General features: G+C 67.8%; 22 protein-coding genes. 10 read left to right on the plus strand and 12 right to left on the minus strand.

What is annotated here, in order from left to right:
• A partial coding sequence (locus tag AOK15_RS05600; protein ID WP_167738790.1) for a head maturation protease, ClpP-related occupies positions 1 to 673 on the minus strand: 673 nt, incomplete at its 3' end.
• 273 nt (positions 674 to 946) lie between these two features.
• Here AOK15_RS05600 and AOK15_RS41720 point away from each other — a divergent pair.
• The 6 genes from AOK15_RS41720 (at position 947) to AOK15_RS44845 (ending at position 3,768) form a co-directional block, all read left to right on the plus strand.
• Positions 947 to 1,225, plus strand: a complete 279-nt coding sequence (locus tag AOK15_RS41720) for a helix-turn-helix domain-containing protein (protein WP_079058321.1) — start codon at positions 947 to 949, stop codon at positions 1,223 to 1,225.
• Complete coding sequence (locus tag AOK15_RS05605; protein WP_055513396.1) at positions 1,222 to 1,578, plus strand: hypothetical protein; 357 nt, start codon at positions 1,222 to 1,224, stop codon at positions 1,576 to 1,578. The genes AOK15_RS41720 and AOK15_RS05605 overlap by 4 nt, the downstream gene beginning before the upstream one ends.
• Positions 1,575 to 2,324: a hypothetical protein gene (locus AOK15_RS05610; RefSeq protein WP_055513398.1), complete on the plus strand. Its 750-nt coding sequence runs from the start codon at positions 1,575 to 1,577 to the stop codon at positions 2,322 to 2,324. Before AOK15_RS05605 ends, AOK15_RS05610 begins: the two co-directional genes overlap by 4 nt.
• 121 nt (positions 2,325 to 2,445) lie before the next feature.
• Positions 2,446 to 2,784 carry a hypothetical protein gene (locus AOK15_RS05615; protein WP_055513399.1) on the plus strand — a complete coding sequence of 113 codons (339 nt, stop codon included), beginning with the start codon at positions 2,446 to 2,448 and terminating at the stop codon, positions 2,782 to 2,784.
• A gap of 550 nt (positions 2,785 to 3,334) precedes the next feature.
• Entirely contained in the window at positions 3,335 to 3,616 is a 282-nt protein-coding gene (locus tag AOK15_RS05620; RefSeq protein WP_055513401.1) for a hypothetical protein, read from the plus strand.
• Positions 3,613 to 3,768 (plus strand): hypothetical protein, encoded by a 156-nt coding sequence (locus AOK15_RS44845; protein ID WP_157870161.1) that lies wholly within the window; start codon positions 3,613 to 3,615, stop codon positions 3,766 to 3,768. Before AOK15_RS05620 ends, AOK15_RS44845 begins: the two co-directional genes overlap by 4 nt.
• Here the strand turns inward: AOK15_RS44845 and AOK15_RS48270 are convergent, their stop codons facing one another.
• From AOK15_RS48270 to AOK15_RS05660, 9 genes are all read right to left on the minus strand, one after another.
• A complete protein-coding gene (locus AOK15_RS48270; RefSeq protein WP_055513404.1) occupies positions 3,769 to 5,871 on the minus strand; it encodes a phage portal protein in 2,103 nt (700 codons plus the stop codon).
• A gap of 32 nt (positions 5,872 to 5,903) precedes the next feature.
• Positions 5,904 to 6,128 carry a hypothetical protein gene (locus tag AOK15_RS05630; RefSeq protein ID WP_055513406.1) on the minus strand — a complete coding sequence of 75 codons (225 nt, stop codon included), beginning with the start codon at positions 6,126 to 6,128 and terminating at the stop codon, positions 5,904 to 5,906.
• Between the two features lie 71 nt (positions 6,129 to 6,199).
• The gene (locus AOK15_RS05635) at positions 6,200 to 7,525 is read right to left on the minus strand and encodes a phage terminase large subunit (protein WP_055513408.1); all 1,326 of its coding nucleotides are present in this window, start codon (positions 7,523 to 7,525) and stop codon (positions 6,200 to 6,202) included.
• Positions 7,522 to 8,013, minus strand: coding sequence for an endonuclease domain-containing protein (locus AOK15_RS46020; RefSeq protein WP_205632079.1), 492 nt, complete (start codon positions 8,011 to 8,013; stop codon positions 7,522 to 7,524). Before AOK15_RS46020 ends, AOK15_RS05635 begins: the two co-directional genes overlap by 4 nt.
• Positions 8,014 to 8,405: 392 nt before the next feature.
• Positions 8,406 to 8,915, minus strand: coding sequence for a hypothetical protein (locus AOK15_RS05640; protein WP_055513409.1), 510 nt, complete (start codon positions 8,913 to 8,915; stop codon positions 8,406 to 8,408).
• A gap of 138 nt (positions 8,916 to 9,053) precedes the next feature.
• Complete coding sequence (locus AOK15_RS05645; RefSeq protein WP_055513411.1) at positions 9,054 to 9,473, minus strand: hypothetical protein; 420 nt, start codon at positions 9,471 to 9,473, stop codon at positions 9,054 to 9,056.
• A gap of 144 nt (positions 9,474 to 9,617) precedes the next feature.
• Positions 9,618 to 10,046: a hypothetical protein gene (locus AOK15_RS05650; RefSeq protein WP_055513413.1), complete on the minus strand. Its 429-nt coding sequence runs from the start codon at positions 10,044 to 10,046 to the stop codon at positions 9,618 to 9,620.
• Between the two features lie 26 nt (positions 10,047 to 10,072).
• On the minus strand, positions 10,073 to 10,378 hold the full coding sequence (locus AOK15_RS05655) for a hypothetical protein (protein ID WP_055513415.1): 306 nt from the start codon (positions 10,376 to 10,378) through the stop codon (positions 10,073 to 10,075).
• Between the two features lie 12 nt (positions 10,379 to 10,390).
• On the minus strand, positions 10,391 to 10,732 hold the full coding sequence (locus AOK15_RS05660) for a hypothetical protein (protein ID WP_055513417.1): 342 nt from the start codon (positions 10,730 to 10,732) through the stop codon (positions 10,391 to 10,393).
• A gap of 142 nt (positions 10,733 to 10,874) precedes the next feature.
• Between AOK15_RS05660 and AOK15_RS05665 the strand changes: the two genes are divergently transcribed.
• Genes AOK15_RS05665 through AOK15_RS05675 form a run of 3 tightly spaced genes read left to right on the plus strand, consistent with a single transcriptional unit; the run spans position 10,875 to position 11,955 of the window.
• Positions 10,875 to 11,441: a hypothetical protein gene (locus AOK15_RS05665; RefSeq protein WP_157870162.1), complete on the plus strand. Its 567-nt coding sequence runs from the start codon at positions 10,875 to 10,877 to the stop codon at positions 11,439 to 11,441.
• Positions 11,438 to 11,734, plus strand: coding sequence for a hypothetical protein (locus AOK15_RS05670; RefSeq protein WP_055513421.1), 297 nt, complete (start codon positions 11,438 to 11,440; stop codon positions 11,732 to 11,734). Before AOK15_RS05665 ends, AOK15_RS05670 begins: the two co-directional genes overlap by 4 nt.
• Entirely contained in the window at positions 11,731 to 11,955 is a 225-nt protein-coding gene (locus AOK15_RS05675; RefSeq protein ID WP_055513423.1) for a helix-turn-helix domain-containing protein, read from the plus strand. Before AOK15_RS05670 ends, AOK15_RS05675 begins: the two co-directional genes overlap by 4 nt.
• A gap of 49 nt (positions 11,956 to 12,004) precedes the next feature.
• Here AOK15_RS05675 and tnpB read toward each other — a convergent pair whose 3' ends face one another.
• Positions 12,005 to 13,474, minus strand: coding sequence for an IS607 family element RNA-guided endonuclease TnpB (tnpB, locus tag AOK15_RS05680; RefSeq protein ID WP_240508314.1), 1,470 nt, complete (start codon positions 13,472 to 13,474; stop codon positions 12,005 to 12,007).
• Between the two features lie 40 nt (positions 13,475 to 13,514).
• Between tnpB and AOK15_RS43650 the strand changes: the two genes are divergently transcribed.
• Positions 13,515 to 13,715 carry a helix-turn-helix transcriptional regulator gene (locus AOK15_RS43650; protein WP_107099347.1) on the plus strand — a complete coding sequence of 67 codons (201 nt, stop codon included), beginning with the start codon at positions 13,515 to 13,517 and terminating at the stop codon, positions 13,713 to 13,715.
• A gap of 264 nt (positions 13,716 to 13,979) precedes the next feature.
• On the opposite strand, the gene AOK15_RS05685 is transcribed toward AOK15_RS43650, so the two are convergent.
• The gene (locus AOK15_RS05685; protein WP_055513425.1) at positions 13,980 to 15,740 is read right to left on the minus strand and encodes an FtsK/SpoIIIE domain-containing protein; all 1,761 of its coding nucleotides are present in this window, start codon (positions 15,738 to 15,740) and stop codon (positions 13,980 to 13,982) included.
• Positions 15,741 to 15,791 lie beyond the last annotated feature (51 nt).

A 15,791-nucleotide genomic window follows, 5' to 3' on the forward strand; every position in this document is an offset into this window, starting at 1 on the left:
GTGCGGGGGCTTCCTCGCGGCTGGTGTGCGCGTAGTTGTACACGCTGAGGTCCCAGGCGGCGGCTGTGGCGCGGGCCTGCTCTTCCTCTTCCGGAGTCATGCGCTGCGGCTTGGCGACCTCGTCGGCGAGTCCGGCTGCTACTGCCTCGTCGGCGAAGTACCAGGTGGTGGCCTTCATGCGGGCCCGCCACTGCTTGACGGTGCCGCCCGCGCGCTCTGCGTAGACGGAGGCGATGTTGTCGCTCTGGCGGTCGAGGAACTCGGCGTACTCGCGGAGCTCTTCGGGATCCCCGACGGCTACGCCTTGCGCGTCATGCACCATGAATTGTGCGTGGGGAGCGACGGTGATCCGGTCGCCTGCCATGGCGATGACGGAGGCGATGGACGCGGCGAGCGAGTCGACCTGAACGAGGACTTTCGCGCGGTGTGAGCGCAGAGCGCTGTGGATCGCCAGTCCGTCGAAGACTTCTCCGCCAGGGGAGTTGATGTTGAGGCGGATCTCCGGGGCGTCGATCGCTTTCAGCTCGTCTACGAAGGCTGCGGCTGTAATGCCCCAGGAGCCGATGTCTCCATAGATGGAGATGCTGGCGTAGGGGGTGCCGCCTTCGTCGAGGGCGTTGGTGACGCGGTACCAGGTCTCTGACCCGTCTGGGGTGGGGAGTGCTGGGCGCATGGCGCGTCCGCGTTCGGCGAGGGTTTCGGGGCTGGCGGTGTTCCATGATCGCCGTGTGTGGCTCATTGGCTCCTGCCTTCCCCGGTGTGGGTTTTTGCGTAGTCCAGGCAGGCTCATTGTGCACTATGTATTGCTGTTCATATGGGGTCTGACCTGCGGTAACGCGGTTCTACCGTTGTTGTATCGCGGGGGTCGCATTTCTTTAACGTGCGGGTTTGTGAATTCCTGTCATCCGGGTGCGTGAATGCATGTATTCGCGTACCGTGTTCATGTATGGACAGGAACAGTTCGCAGGATGCGACCACACGGGCCGAGGCGCTGGCCGCCCGTGTACGTGCCGCGCGGCTCCCCGAACCGGGTGAGCGGGCGAAGATCCGGTCTCAAGCCGGGGTGACACTGCGGGACTTCGCGCAGACGTTGGGGGTCAGTCAGATGACCATGAGCCGGTGGGAGCGGGGGGAGGCGGAGCCTCGGCTGGAGAAGCGGGTGGCGTACGCGCTGCTACTCCGGGAAGTCGCCGCCGCCACGGCGGATGGCGAGGTGGTGTCGTGATCGCTCTCGCGTGCGTGGCCGCCTACCTGACCGCCAGCCTGTACGGCGCCCGCCACCTCTACGGGCGGTTGCGCGCCCGCGCCATCGACAAGGCCGCCAAAGAGATGGGCCCCTTCGGCGCCCGGTATCCCGACCCGGTCGCGCGCTTCAACGAGTGGGACCGTGGCCCGACCGCCTTCATATCCGTCGTCCTCGCCCTGTTCTGGCCGATCGCGCTTGTCGGGTACGGCGTGTACCGGTTCGTCACCAGCAGCCCGGCCCTGTCCCGGACGGAACTCGCGGCGGATCGGGACGCGATGGCGAAACGGATCCGCGAACTGGAACACGAACTCGGCATCAAGGAGACCCCGTGAGCGCCTCCCGTAAGCGGATCACCGTCGACGCGCCCAGCGAGATGGTCATCCTCGCCGCCCGTCACCTCGATGCCACCGAAGGTCCCGTACAAGTCGGCCGCTACGTGGACGCGTCGACCCGGTCGGCGATCACCACTGTGCTCCGGTACATCGCCACCGCGCACAACAGCCCCGCCGTGGAGGAACCCGTGACCACCGACGCTCCCCGGCGGACGCTCACACTGAACTGCAACACATGCGGCACTGGTGGGATCACCGTGTGGGCTGACCACGTGAAGGTGTGCCCCGGTCCGGCCCGCAGCGAACACGCCGACGCGATAGCCGAAGTCGCCCGCCTGCGCGCTGGCGAAGAGGACGGCTGGGACCCGGCCTGCGAACCAACTCCCGGCCAGTGGATCGCCCGCTTCAAGCGGGCCAGCCCGGAGGAGCGCCTGCATGTGGCGCAGCAGGTGATCGAGAACGCGGGCCGCGCTTCCAGATGCTTCGCAATGGCCCACGAGCAGCACGTCCACGACGGCAAGCAGGCGCAGGCCCTGCTCGCGCGCGTCCGTGACGAGGTCGATCGCTGGAAGCTCAACACGCTGGGGCCTCAGACGATGCGCGCCGTCGACGACATCGACCGCGCGCTCCGGGGCGCTGAAGACCCGGTTCCGTGTTCCGCCTACCGGGTGCCCGCCACGTCCGCCGACAGTGGCCTGTGTGCGGGTTGCGGCATGTCCGACTACAAGCACCAGGAGCAGCCGTGATCCGGGACCCTGACGCGCTGCGCACTGTTTGGCTGTTCGGTAAGCCGTACTGGTGGGACGTGCAACCCGGGCAGCCGCTCGTACTGCGGGCCGCCACGTGGATACGGAGTGGAGGCCGTCTGTGACTGAAGCACCCTGGCCGCTCGACGAGCGCGACGAGGTCGACGGGTTCGCCGAAGTCCTCGCCGAGTTGTGGGCGCAGGCTTACGCGGAGGCGTGCGCTGAAGCGGAGCGGGAGTTCGACCGACGGTGGATCACGGGGAGCGGCACGGGCGAGATACGCGGGCTGAGCGCCACACGGATCAACGCCCCGTATTCGTTGTCCGAAGCAGAGGCGGCGGATCACGGGTACACCGTTGGCCTTCCCGAGCCCACTCCTGTTGAGCGGGCGTTGGAGATCCTTGGCCCGGAGTTGAAGAAGATCCCCGGCTACATCCCCACCACCGACCCGGAGGGCTGATCCGTGGAGTACGACGAGGATGATCCTCCGGTGCAGTGCTGGCACTACGAGCCCGGTAGCCCGTGTGATTGGGATGTGTGCCGTCAGCCCGAGCGTCTCGCCGCAGGGGATCGCGGCACCGACCCCGCAGACATCAGCCGACGCAAGGAGCAGCCGTGAATCTCACGCGGGTACGTGAAGCGCGCGGAAGGATCTCCCTCCTCCCTCGCTGGGTGCACCAGGCGTACGCGTTCGTGGCCGGGTACTTCTGGCTCCCGTGCCCCCTCTGCGGGCGGGAGATGGGCGGCCACGAGTGGCGTCGCGTCGATGGCGGACCGGACAGCATTCCCGACGGCGGGCCGGGAGTCACTCGGGGGATCTGCCCTGTCTGCTCCTACGAGGGGAGGGCGGGCAGGCGCCCTGCACGCGGCGGTGTGGCCTACAACCCGATGCCGCGCCCACTATCGGAGCACTGCCGTCCGGGCCGCTGCCTCGCCCTCACCTGCTGCTCGTACGAATGCAGCCAGGGGCGTTGCCCGTCCATCCCCGAAGCGTTCAGGAAGGCCACACCGTGAGCAACTATCAGTACGCCGATGTCCTTGGCGGCAACGCCGTCGTCGGCCCCGAAACCGTCAACGGCACCGGACAGGTCTACATCCAAGCCGACGACCTGTGCTTCCTCAGCAACGACGAAGCCCGCGAACTCGGGCGCGCGCTGATCGAGGCTGCGGATTATGCGGCGGCGGTGCGGGATGAGATGCAGGAGCGTGACGGCGGGGCGGTTTCGGGCGGGTTGGTGAGCCGCTTCGAGTGGACCGACCCCGCGTGGCGTGACGCCAAGGAGCAGCCGTGAGCGGCTGGTCGTGGCAGGACGTCATCCTGTACGGGCCCGGCTGGCTCGCCTGCATCATGATCCCGCTCGGGCCGTTCGTCGACCACTGGCACTACCGCCGCACCTGCCGACGGTACGAGGAACGCTGGGGCCGCCCGTACGAGGGGCCGTGACTACTCCCACAAGGCCACGACCGTGCCCCTGCAGCGCACGCCGCCCTCGCACCGCAGATACCCGCCCGACCCATACGCAGCCCGCACCGCATCAAGGTCATCGAACTCGGCGCCGTCGATGTCCTTGCACGGGTCACACCGGTTCGCGTCGTTCTTCTCGCTAGCCACATACCGGGCCTTCGGCGCCGCCTCCAACGTCGCAATACGGCCCGCGTTCTGCGCCCGATGCAACGCACCACCCAACTGATCCCTGCGGAACCAGTTCTTCAGCCCCCGCAGGAACCCGCCAACCTTCTCCGCAACCTCCGAACCCCGCACACCCGGCACCAGCAGGCGCAGCGCCTCACGGCCGGCAGACGCCGCCAGATCAGCCGCCACCAGCGCAGCCGTCGCCGCAGCGATCTCAATCAACTCCGAGCCGAACGCATTCCGCAGCCCCTTGTCGACCTTCGGCGGACGCACCTTCACACCCTGCTCGGCAGCCTCCTCCGCCATCTGCTTCGCTGCCACCTCGGCCATGTCACCCAGCGCCCGCCGCAGCACGCCGATACTCGGACCCGGATCCACCACCAGCGTCGCCAACGCCTCCGTATCCCCCGCCTCCACCGCCGCCGCGACCTGCTCCTCCACCGCCGCATACTGCGCCTCGGCGATCGGCTCCCACGCCTCCAGGAGCCCAGCCAGAGCCGCCTCGAACTGCTCCCGCACAGGAGCGAGATCCGGCTCCACAGCCGCCGCACGCGGCGACCGAGGACGCGCCAACGCCGTGTTGTACGACGGCAGAGCACGCGGCGCCGGCGTGAACGGCACATGATGATGCAAGTCCAGCCGAGCCGCAGCAGGGGCCGGAGCGGGAGCAGCCTGAGGCGCGGCAGGCTGGGCAGGAAGCGTGAACCCCAGCAGCGGCAGAATCAACGGCGCCGTCGACGGAGCACCCTTCACGATCTCCTTCAACAGACCGCGATCATCATCGCCAGCCATCTCAGGCAGACCCAGATACTCCGACACCAGTTTCGGATCGGCGCCCGCATTGACGAGCCGCACGTACGCCGACGTCTTCTCCCGCAGTTCCGCGTTGCGTGCTTCCGCGTCCTGGGGGACGGGGTCCTCGTAGTCGAACTCCAGCATGCGGGCGGCGTCCGGCCCGTACAGCGGCAGTAGGTCGTTGAGGAGGGCGCTCTTCCATCGCTCCAGGCGGGGCACCGTCAACTGCTCCGCGAACAGCACCTTCGATGCCTCGGCCGTAGCCCGGTTCACGTCGCCGACCTCGCCGAGAACGAACGCCGGCGCGCCGAACGCCTCCCGGATCACATCCCGAGAGACCTGCCGCAGCTCAGCGAACTGCATGTCCCGCTGCGTGTACTTGCGGTCCTTCCACGTGCCGTGCTCCAGGAACGCCACACGGTGGGCGTTCGCGACGCCCTTGTGCTGCTCGTTCCAGCGCATCTGGAGCTGGTCCCACTCGGGGTCGGACAACACCGTGGGAAGCTCGATGATCCCGCCCGGTTCGGCGGAGTTCATGAAGAAGTTCCGGTTCCACTCCGCGCTGTACCTGCTCGCGTCCAGCTCGGTCAGCACCGACTGCACGGGGCCCATACCGCGGTACGGGTCCAGCGGGTTGGGCATGCGGATCTGGATCACGTCCTCCACACGGAGCGCGATCTCCTGCCCGTCCGGGCCGGTGTACAGGTAGCCGGAGATGAAATCCGTAGGGTGCGGCACCGGCTGGATACGGTCCGGGCGGACCGGCCACAGCTCCAGCGGCATCGGGGAGCGCGGGTTGCGGGCGATGACGATCCAGCCCTCGCCGGTGAGGTCGATGTGCTGCTGCACCGTCTCGACGAGTTCCTGCCGGGTGAAGAACCTGTTCGGCCGGTTCCACAGGTCGAGGACGGCATGCGCCGTGACCTCGACACGGTCCTCGGGCAGACCGGAGGGCGCTTTGCGGTACAGCTTCCAGTCGACCAGCGCGGTCGCGTTGGAGGTGCGGTTGACGATCGAGAACAATGTTCCGACATGACCCATCGCCCGCATCTGCGCCTCAGCCCCGCTGGGGGCCCGCCACGGAATACTCAGCCCGCCGCGGGACGACACGTACGGCACGGGCGCCTTGTTCCTCAATGCACGTAGAGACCTCACCGGGTCACCCCCTTCTCGCCGTCGGACAGAACACCCATGAGCAGGAATGACGCGGCGGCACCGGCCAGGCCGGCACCGACACCCCAGGTGACCCACGCGGACGCGGTACCGCACGCGAACCCCGCGGTCGTGTACAGGCCCGCGCGGGCCTCAGAAACGGTGGCCGCGGCTTTGGTGAGGCGGGCGCGGGCCGCGGCGAGTGTGGCGGCTGTCTTGGTCACGCCGACCTCCCAATGGTTCGACTACCTGGCATTGTCCACGGATGTCCAGCAGGGCGGCTAGCGTCGGGCGATCACAGCCACCTCACGCGAGTACGGCCGACGAGATCACGGGCCGCGACCATGTACCGGGCGGCGTCCATCGAGTGGTCATTCTCCTTGGCAGGCTCTTCCTTCAACCCGCCCTTGTTGCCCGGCCGGACCGCCCACACATAGCCAGACACCTCCTCCGCCAGACCGATCGGCAGCGACGCCGCATCCATCTCCGGGTCCCGCTCCAGCAGCGCATTACGGACCACGAACAGCCGCGCCTTACCGTCCGGCTGAACCCTCAGCCGGGACTGCATCGCCTGGATCCCGTCCGACACCGACTTGTGCGCAGGCTTCGTGCCCATCCCCAGCTTCCGCTCCAGCGTGGCCCGGTCCTCCGCGTCGTGGTCCGTGTAGATCCCGCGCGGCTGCGGCTGCCCTGCGAGCAGCCGATCCCGAATCACCTCGGCGTGGTCCTCCACAAGCATGCGAGTGCGCACCCACTCCCGGATCAGGTAGAGGCGACCGTCGGGATCCTCGGCCCACAGCTGCGCCACGAACGCGGCCGTGAATCCGAAGTCGATCGTGACCCACCTCGACCACGAGTCGGGCACCGCGAACGGATCGATGACGTGAACGGGCTCAGACCAGCCTGTGTAGACGAGGCCCTCGGCAGCCGCCCAGATGCCGTCACGGTAGCGGAGCCTGCGCACTCCAGAGAGGGCGTCGAGCTTGGCCATGTAGTCGATACCGCGTTCGGTCAACGAGCCGTCCAGGTCGACGTACAGGGGGTTGTCGCGGTGAAGGCTGTGAATCATCCGCATCGTGCCCTCGTCGCACCGCTGCTTGATCCAGTGCTTCGGGTGGTCGGGGTTGCACGCGAGGATGATCTGCCGGTACGTGTCCGCGTTCGCCCGCAGGCGGGTGATCAAGGTCTCCAGCGCGGTCAAGGTGATTTGCGTTGCTTCATCCACATAAATGCGCGAAAATTCCGTACTGAGGAATTTCTCTGGACGATCTAGGCCGCCCACCAAGACCTCAGAGCCGTTCGCGAACTGGTAGGCCGGAGGCTTCCGGGGCGATCCGCCGAACCAGCGGACGACGCCCTCGGCGAGCGCGGCCGTCGCCACCTGCTGCTCGAATGTCACCAGGGTAGAGCCGGTGAGCGCGGCGTGGGTCTGTCGGACCACCAGCGAGCGGCAGCCAGGCACCATGAGGCTCGTGTAGAACGCCTTCTGAAGCATTCCCAACGATTTGCCCGTGCCAGCTGGACCGGCGATACACACTTCCTGATCTTTAGCCAGCAGGAGTTCCCTGGCCCCGCCCCTCGGCTCATACCTGACCACCGTGCTCGGAGCAGCCCCCGTCATCGCCTTCCTCGCTTCAGGTAAGCGATGGCTGATTCGAACCGCGAGACATCGTCGCGGAACATGCCGAGGACGCGGTTGCAGTCCTCACAGAGAAGCCCCCGGAGGCAAGATCCGCAGGACCTCTTACGGTCGGGGCAGCATGCATGATCGTGGTCGACGTGCAGCGATGGACCATCCTTGGGGGCGCCGCCGCAGATGGCACAGCCGCCGCCCTGCGCGAGAAGGAGGCTCTCGTACTGCGAGACGCCGATGCCGTAGTTGCGGCTCAGGCGCATGTTCCGATCGCAGCGCTTGCAGTACGTGTTGAGGTTGTCTGCAGTCTTCGGGTTGGGGTAGAAGTTCGCCGGATCCTGCCACTCGCCGCAGGTGCTGCACCGCTTTCGGTCGTGCTCGTCCCGGACGGTCGTCTTCTGGCGTGAGCGCAGCGGCGTGAGCGGCCTGCCGCGCTTCGCTTGGTTCGCGTGGCTGTTGCAGAGCCCTCGACTCACAGCGGGGCGTCCGCAGTTGCTGAACGTGCACGTCTTCCGTTGGTGGATCGGAGTGCCAAGACTCCCAGTCGACAGCAGCCTTGCGTGGTGCGTATTGCAGTGGCCGTGTCCGTGGTGCTTGCGCTCGCATCCGTCGACAGAGCACTTCCGCTCTGGCTTCCGTTCGGTGCTTCCGGTGGAGCGGAGCCGCTGGTAGTGCCGCCCGCACATCCCCTTCGCCAGGTGGGGTCTGTCGCATTCGGGCACGCTGCACGTACGCTTGGTCATGTCGATCTCCTCAGTAGATCGGCCGCGCCCCGGGGATGTTCGCAGCATCCGCCGGGGTCTTTTGTCACCCCTGATTCTACCGTTTCCGCAGCTCAACCGTCGTGTGCACGGCGGGAGTTCGGTGGTCACGTCAGGTCCTCGGGGTCGACTCCGACGACCTCGTACTTCACGCCGCCGGAGTGCTCTACCTTGGCGGGCTTATCGGCGCCGTACAGCTTGCGGTAGCTCTCCCTGATCGCGCGCATCTCGCGGATCGCGGCGAGTCTGGGGCCGTCGTCGGGGATGGGCTGCCCGTCGTCGTCCTTGACGATGTGGCCGTGGGAGACGGTGGGATGGTTGCGTTCCAGGATTTCCAGGGCGGCAACGAACAGGTCGTCGAGGTGGGCTGCTTCGGCGGCGACGAGTTCGGCGCCGGCCTCGCGGATGACGGCTTCGCGGCAGCGTTGGATGGCGCGCCAGGCGTCGCTTTTGTTGTTGTAGCCGACGGCGTCTGCGATCTGCTGGTAGCTGAGGCGGGGGTTGTCGGCCTTGAGGCGGGCGGCTTGGGCGGCTTTCTCGGCGGCGGCTTGGCTGGGCTCGAAGCGGCCGGTGTTGTTGTTGTGGGGGCGCTGGTTGGGGTGGGGGTCGTTGGTCATGTCGGGGCCCCCTTCTGTTCGCGTTACCGGTGGTGGTGGTTTGATGGTAACTGCGGGTCCGGTTGGGTGTCCGTGGTGCAGGGCAGAGGCCCGCCTTTCCCTGGGCGAGGGAGGGCGGGCCTCAGGCATGTCCGGCTGCTAGTTCTTCAGTACGCCGTCCGCCATCTTGAGCTTGTCGAACTTGCCGTCCTCGTCCGTCCAGCCGAGGCCGTCGATGCCTTTGGCCATGAGCAGCACGGTGTAGTCGTCGTCCGACAGGGGCTCGCACGCCTCTGGCCGCTTCTTCCCGCCGCCTTCGAACTTCTCTTGCAGGGCGTCGGCTGCGTCCTTGGCCGGGCCCTGGTAGCCGGAGCGGACCATGTCGGCGAGGGTGTCGTCGAATGCGTCGACGCGTTCCTGCGCTTCGCTGACGGTGGGCGTGTCCGCACGGTCGCCGCCGGTGCGGTCGGTGAGGGCGACTGCGCAGTCTTTGGCGATGTCGTCGCTGGACTTGGAGCAGCTGGTCGCAGCCCCGGCGAGGAGCAGGGTGGCGGCTAGCAGGGTGGCGGTGTGGCGCATGGTGTCCCCCTTGGGGTGGTGCGTTGGGTTGGGGGACGGTATCGGATGTGTGGACGGTGTGAAGTCGGGCGGGTGGTTCTGTTACCGGGGCGTGGCTGTGCCCCCGGTCCCTGGCGGGGGCGGGGGCCTTGGCGCGAGGCGGGGTCAGGCGTTGCGAGTGCGTTCCTCGTAGGCGTCGCGGTACGGCTGTTCGTGTTCGCGGACCTTGTCGGCGATCTCTGCCGCAAGCTGCGCCCCGATGAGCCCCCGGAACCGTTCGGCCTCCCGCACCTCCAGGGCAACGCTCCGCTTGACGTACAACAGGCACTCCGGGTCGGGGCCGAGCCCGAAGGTCAGGTACGCCTCGATGTGGTCGTCGTCGGGGCCGGGCAGGAAGTCGACGTTGTAGCTGCGAGCATTGCTGTCGCCCATGTCCGGGTCGGTGATGTCGGTGCCGCCGGTCATGCTGTCGCGCTGGGTGTTGCGGATGTTGCCGGGGTAGTCGTGGTGGAACGGCTGGAGTTGAAAGCCGAGCCCGGCCGCTTCCAACGCGGTGGCGGCTTCGAGGATGGCGTGGGCCTGGCGGAGACGCATGTGGTTGCTCCTGTCGTGTCGGGCGGTCAGGCGGCGAGGGTGCCGGTGTGAAGGCCGGCGCGGGCGGTGGTGGTTCCGGCGATGACGTAGGTGACGGCGAACACGGCCGGGTCACCGGAGGCGAGTGCGGCGCGGACGAGCCGGTCGATGTTCTCCTCGTCGGCCGCGATCTGGTCGACGAGTTCGGTCTCGCGGTGGGTGAGGTAGGCGAGTCGGCCTTCGAGGTTGTGGCGGTGCTCCCAGGGCCGGTTGGGGTAGGTGGGGTGGTTCATGTCGGCGTGGAGTTCGGTGATCCAGGCGCGGGTTTCGGCGAGCTCGGCGTACAGGTCCACAGCTGGGCTCCTTCAGGCGGCGAGGGCGAGACGGGCGGCGGCGACCTTGTAGACGGGCTTGCGGGGGCGGTAGATGACGGCGATCGCGGCGACCTCGGCGGGCGTGTACCGGGTGCAGGCGCGGGCCTTCGCGTTCTTGGCGTAGCTGATGCCGGGGGTGCCGGTGACGTTCGCCTTGGCCGCGTTCTTACGGAGGGACCCCGCGACGGTGCGCGCCTCCTTGATGCTGAGGCCCGCAGCAACGCAGTGCGTTGCGAGCGTCGCCACGCCCTGGCGGCGGATCTTCGCGGCGGCGCGGTTCTGGCGGGCGCGGGTCTTGAGGGTGTTGCGGCGGGTGCGGGTGGCGGCGGTCATCGGGTCCCCCTTGCTTGCTTTGATGTCTCCTATGGTTACAACTCATGCCTACGGAGTCAAGTGGCGTGCAGGGGTTACGGAGATGAGTTGCGTACTGACCGTGTCTACCGACATTGCAGCCAGGCGTGGCATCATCGGCTACATGACCGACAAGAAGGAAGAAGAGGCGAAGGCCCTCCTCGACAGGCTCGGCACCGAACGCAAGGAGCTGGAGGCCAAGCTCGACGACGTCCAGAAGGAGACCCACGACGCGATCGTCGACGTCCTCATGGCCCGCACCCTCGGCCCTTCCGAGGTGGCCCGACGCGTCCAGTACGACCGGCAGCACGTCGCACGGATCGCTAAGAAGGCGGGCGTTCCTCCGCTACGGGAAGCCACTGTCGTCAGCCGGGCGAAGGCGTCCGTGCCCAAGGAGCCGCGTGCTGCCGTTACCCCGCCCCGCCAGCAGGTCACCCAAGCCATCCCCGAACCGTTGGACCTGTCGGGTATCTCCCCGGAGGTGGCTGACCTTTCGGCGCCGCGAGTCAGGGAGTTGGCGGCGTCCGCCGAGAACCGAGAGCCGAAGTGGGTCGCGGAGATCAGGGAGGAGCACCCTGGCGCGGACGGCCTTCGCCTCTGCTACCTGATCGTCGACACAGGGTTCCGGATGGGTCGAAAGCCTCCAGAGCTTGCCGACCGCCCGAGCACCGAGAAGGAGGCCACCGGATGAGCATCTGGTGTAGCGCGAGCGGCCCCGACATCCTCGCCCTCGACGGCGGAACCGAGGCCGCGAACTACCGTGCGGAAGGCGATCCGGTCTGGGTGATCGACGTGGCCACGGCTGGTGGATTCCACGATCACATTCGGCTCGCCGCTCATGACGTGGAATGGGAGCGCGGGGTCGTCGTGGAGGCATTGCTGTCTCCGCAGGCAGCGAGCGCGCTACGCGATCGTCTGGACGCGGTGCTCAAGCGCGGCGCAGGCCCGGTGCGTTCGGCGGGCAGCGAGGAGACCACCACATGAGCGTGACCGCCCGCGCCCGACTGCTCGCCTACCTGCGACAGTCCGGGCTCAGCACCGCGCGCGCCGAAGCCAACCTCGACGCCTACGCCCACGAGTTGGCGGAGACGGTGCGGGAACTCAGTCGTCAGGGGTACAGCGCGCAGGAGGCGGCAAACAAGATCGACCCGCAGAAGAGCGTGGGCCCGGTGCGCCCGGACGAGGAGCCGTTGCCGGGACCGTGATCCGATCTCAGCAGTCCTGACCTTTCAGTCAGGAAGGTCCGTGACGGTGTCACCACAGCGCGAGTTGCGCTTCGGTGTCCTGACGACGGTCTCTCGTTTCCTGCTGCCGCTGGTGCGGCAGGGTTGCGCCACCTGCCCGCCCACCCGTGGCCTTGCGGCTACGGGTGGTTGCGCGGGTCTTCTGGTCGGCTCCACGAGGCTTCGACACCGCCGAGGCGGCGTCCTGGTCTCCGGCCACTCCGGTACCAGCCGTGCAGTCCGCCGCGAGGGCGGCAAGGTTGCGGGCCGCGTTGTCGTCCCGGTCTAGGACTAGGCCACAGGCGTCGCAGGTGAAGGCTCGGACGTGCAGCGGCAGCTTGGCTTTCACCGCGCCGCACGCCGAGCAGGTCTTGGAGGACGGATACCAGCGGTTCGCCACGACGGTGCGGCAGGCGTTTCGCTGCCCCTTGTAGGTGAGTTGCCGACGGATCTCTCCGAAGCCGGCGTCGGCGATGGCGCGCGCCACGCGTCGGTTCCTCAACAGTCCTGCAACGTTGAGGTCTTCGACCACGACGGTCCCATACTCGGCACGCACACTCGTCGTCAGCTTGTGCAGGGCGTCCGAGCGGAGGTTCGCCACCCGGTGGTGCACGCGGTTGCGCTCCGCGTTGGCCTTCTCCCACCGCCTCGACGGCTTCCGACCGGTACGACGGTCCGGACCCTGACGGCGGGAGACCCTGCGCGAGAGCAGGCGCAGCAGATTGGCCCCCTCGTCGTAGTGCTTCGGGTTCGGCACGGTGCGGATCTCGCCAGTGCTGTCGGCCATCACTGCGAGAGTCTTCACTCCCAGGTCGATACCGACTGCGACGTCCGGGCGTGCAACGCGGGTGATCGGGCGCTTTACCTCGACCTGGAAGGAGACGAGCCAGCGTCCGCGTTCGTGCCGCACGGTTGCTGACAGGATCCGTGCCGTGCCTGCAGCGATGCGGTCACGGAGGCCATTGGCGCGTTCATGGACGCGAATGCGACCCATCTTCGGGAGGACGACGTGCCGTCCATCATGCTCAATACGAAACCCGCCTGTGGTAAACCGACAGGACAGGCGAGCCTTCCGCTTCGATTTGAACCGAGGCACGCCTACCCGCTTGCCCTTGCGCTCACCACGCTTGGACTTGGAGTAGCTCTTGAACGCAGCTTCCGCGTTCGCGAGACCGCTGGAGTAAGCCTCCTTGGAGTTCTCGTCCCACCAGTCAGCAAACTGCGGGTCGGTGCGTTTGACCCGGTTGAACTCTTTCCGCATGGAGTATGCGGACCACGAGCGCCATTCGGTGAGCTGGCCTTCGGGGACTCCGTAGGACTCCTCGGCCTTGCGCTGCCACCATGACGCTGTCACCCACGCGACGGCCCAGTTGTAGGCGGCGCGGGCAGCGCCGCAGTGGGAGCGCAGCGCCCGCTCCTGGGTGGCGTTGGGGTCCAGCGCGAAGCGGTACGCCTGCACCACGAAACCGGGCTGCGGTTGGAACCTCTTCACGCTGAACACCCCCTCTCGCTTTAGTCAGTGAGTGACTACAGTTTACCGCATGGACGACTTCGATGGATGGATCACCAGCGAGGAGGCATGCACCCGCTTGGGCATCGCATGGCGCACCCTCTACAACCACCACCGCAACACCCCAGACTTCCCCCAGCCGCGAAAGATCGGCCGAACCCTCCTGTGGCCCCCCGCTGAACTCGACGCATGGCGCGCCCGACACCCCACCCGCAAGCGGCGTCACGCTTGAACCCACCGCATGACGACGGCCCCGCCACCGCAGCGGGGCCGGACCACGTTCGGGCACGAGAAAGCCCCGCTGCCACCACGGGGGCGTCGGCAACGGGGCCATGCCGGGCAGGAGGCCCGGCGGGGGGGTGCAGCCAGTGTGGCAGGCCGGCGGTCTGAGCGGGGTCGGAACCAGGGTCGCAGCGACGGCGGCGAATCCGACCGGTGACCGCTGCTGACCCGACCCCCTTCCCGACCCCACCCGCACGCCATGTGACCTGCGGGTTTACTGCGTGGCTATGGCCTGCGCCTCCCACGCCGCTGCGGGGACGATCCGCCACGTCTGCGTGTCCGCGCAGCGCTCCACTTCCGGGCCGAGCGCGCGGGCCGCATCCAACACCTGCTTCTCCGTGAGCCCGGTCGCGGCCTCCAGTTCCCGGCGCAGCATGTTGCCGTACTTGCCGAGCGCGGCCCGCACCTTGTCCTGATTCGTCCCCCCGGTGACGGGCAGGATCAACCGCTTCCCCACCGGTGCTTTCACCGTGTCCGCGCCGATCCGCGCGACCTCCGCAGTGAACTCGTCCTTCGTCAGCCACATGCCCTTGTACGGGGCCGGCTGCTGGTGGTCCGGGGACTGGAGGAGGAACTTTCCGGGCGCGTCGAGGTCGCCTGGCTCCCAGCCGGGGGTGGTGCCGAAGATGAACCGGCGGTGGTCCCGGTCAGCCATACGGGTGGAAATGCGGACGCTGTAGTTACCGCGGGCGTCGGTGGTCCCGCCGAACACCTTCCGGGACGGCTGCTGGGTCGCGGCGATGAGATGAATGCCCGCGAACCGGGCCAAAGCGAGCAGCGATTCGAGCTTCTTCGACGCCGGATCCTTCTTCCACGGCCCCACATCAGCCTGCCGGACCAGCTCCGCCAGCTCGTCGAACACCGCCCACAACGCGGGCCGGCCGTGCTTCACGGGGTCCCACTCCTGGTCGCCAGCCTGAGCGAGGATCTCACCTCGTTCGCCGAGCTCCTGCTTCAGCCAGTCGAGGAAGGCGTGCGCCTGCTCCGGGGTCTGCGCAAGGTCTTGGAGGATCGGCAGCATCGGCGTCATCTCCGGCGCACCGGGTTTGAGGTCGCAGCCGTAGACCACAATGTCCGGGCGGTCCGCGAGCTGCAAGACGATGGACCGGACCAGGGTGGACTTGCCGAACTTCGACGAACCGGCGACGAGGGCGTGCGCGTAGGCCAGTTCGACTTGGACCGGGTTCAGGAACCGGTCCACGCCGAGGGTGATCGGGTCGGTGAACCGGCCGGCGGTGAACCGCTGGTACGGGACCACCGCTTCGAGGGGGTCGCCGTCGATGAACCGGGCGATGAGCTGGTTCGTGAGTGCCCCGTCTTCCAGCATGAACTCCCCGGCCACGCCCATACCGGAGGCGACCTTGGGCCAGGCGGCCCGCAGCTTGTCCCGGTCCAGGTTCACGGGCAGGTCCAGCACGGCGGTCCAGCCGGTCCTGGTCCGTTCCACGGTGCAGCCCGGCAGCTCGGCCTGGAACAGTTCGTGGACCACGGTCCGCAGGCGGGTTTCTTCCACGGTCCGGCCGGTCAGGTTCGGTCCGGCCTGGACCGGTTCGGGCGTGGTCTTCTGGACCAGCGTGTGGTGGAGCATCTGCTGGCGGATGAGCGCGGTGTTCAGCTTCACCGACTCCTGCTCCACCTTGATCTGGTCGTGGCGGATGTCGTGCCGGTGCTTCACCATCCCCGCGAACACGGCAGCCGCGGTGATCGCGTACCCGTACCAGGCGGCGAACCCGCCGACGGTGCCGGTGAGCCAGGCTTGTCCGGAGGCGCCGGCGAGGGCGAGGCTGCCCCAGGCGAGGGCGGGCGGCCACTTCTTCGCGAAGGACACGAAGGACAGCTTCCCGGCGGCGAGGGCGGCTCCGAACTCAATGGCGGCTGCGGTGGTGCCGTAGATGTGGTCGGCGGTGAGTGCGGCGGCGGAGACGAGGCCGGGAACAGCGATGGCGGTGACGATGTCGGTGCGGTCGATCTTCACGGGTGGGCTCCGCAGAGACAGGCCGGCCCCCACAGGGGGTGTGGGGGCCGG

Source organism: Streptomyces ossamyceticus (assembly GCF_001418475.1).
GTDB lineage: Bacteria > Actinomycetota > Actinomycetes > Streptomycetales > Streptomycetaceae > Streptomyces > Streptomyces ossamyceticus.

Excerpts from the sequence above, each read along its gene's own strand:
- AOK15_RS05650 (WP_055513413.1), bottom strand. The coding sequence starts at position 10,046 with ATGCGTCTCCGCCAGGCCCACGCCATCCTCGAAGCCGCCACCGCGTTG.
- AOK15_RS05660 (WP_055513417.1), bottom strand. The coding sequence starts at position 10,732 with ATGACCGCCGCCACCCGCACCCGCCGCAACACCCTCAAGACCCGCGCC.
- AOK15_RS05640 (WP_055513409.1), bottom strand. The coding sequence starts at position 8,915 with ATGACCAACGACCCCCACCCCAACCAGCGCCCCCACAACAACAACACC.
- AOK15_RS05665 (WP_157870162.1), top strand. The coding sequence starts at position 10,875 with ATGACCGACAAGAAGGAAGAAGAGGCGAAGGCCCTCCTCGACAGGCTC.
- AOK15_RS43650 (WP_107099347.1), top strand. The coding sequence starts at position 13,515 with ATGGACGACTTCGATGGATGGATCACCAGCGAGGAGGCATGCACCCGC.
- AOK15_RS05645 (WP_055513411.1), bottom strand. The coding sequence starts at position 9,473 with ATGCGCCACACCGCCACCCTGCTAGCCGCCACCCTGCTCCTCGCCGGG.
- AOK15_RS41720 (WP_079058321.1), top strand. The coding sequence starts at position 947 with ATGGACAGGAACAGTTCGCAGGATGCGACCACACGGGCCGAGGCGCTG.
- AOK15_RS05635 (WP_055513408.1), bottom strand. The coding sequence starts at position 7,525 with ATGACGGGGGCTGCTCCGAGCACGGTGGTCAGGTATGAGCCGAGGGGC.
- AOK15_RS05675 (WP_055513423.1), top strand. The coding sequence starts at position 11,731 with ATGAGCGTGACCGCCCGCGCCCGACTGCTCGCCTACCTGCGACAGTCC.
- AOK15_RS05670 (WP_055513421.1), top strand. The coding sequence starts at position 11,438 with ATGAGCATCTGGTGTAGCGCGAGCGGCCCCGACATCCTCGCCCTCGAC.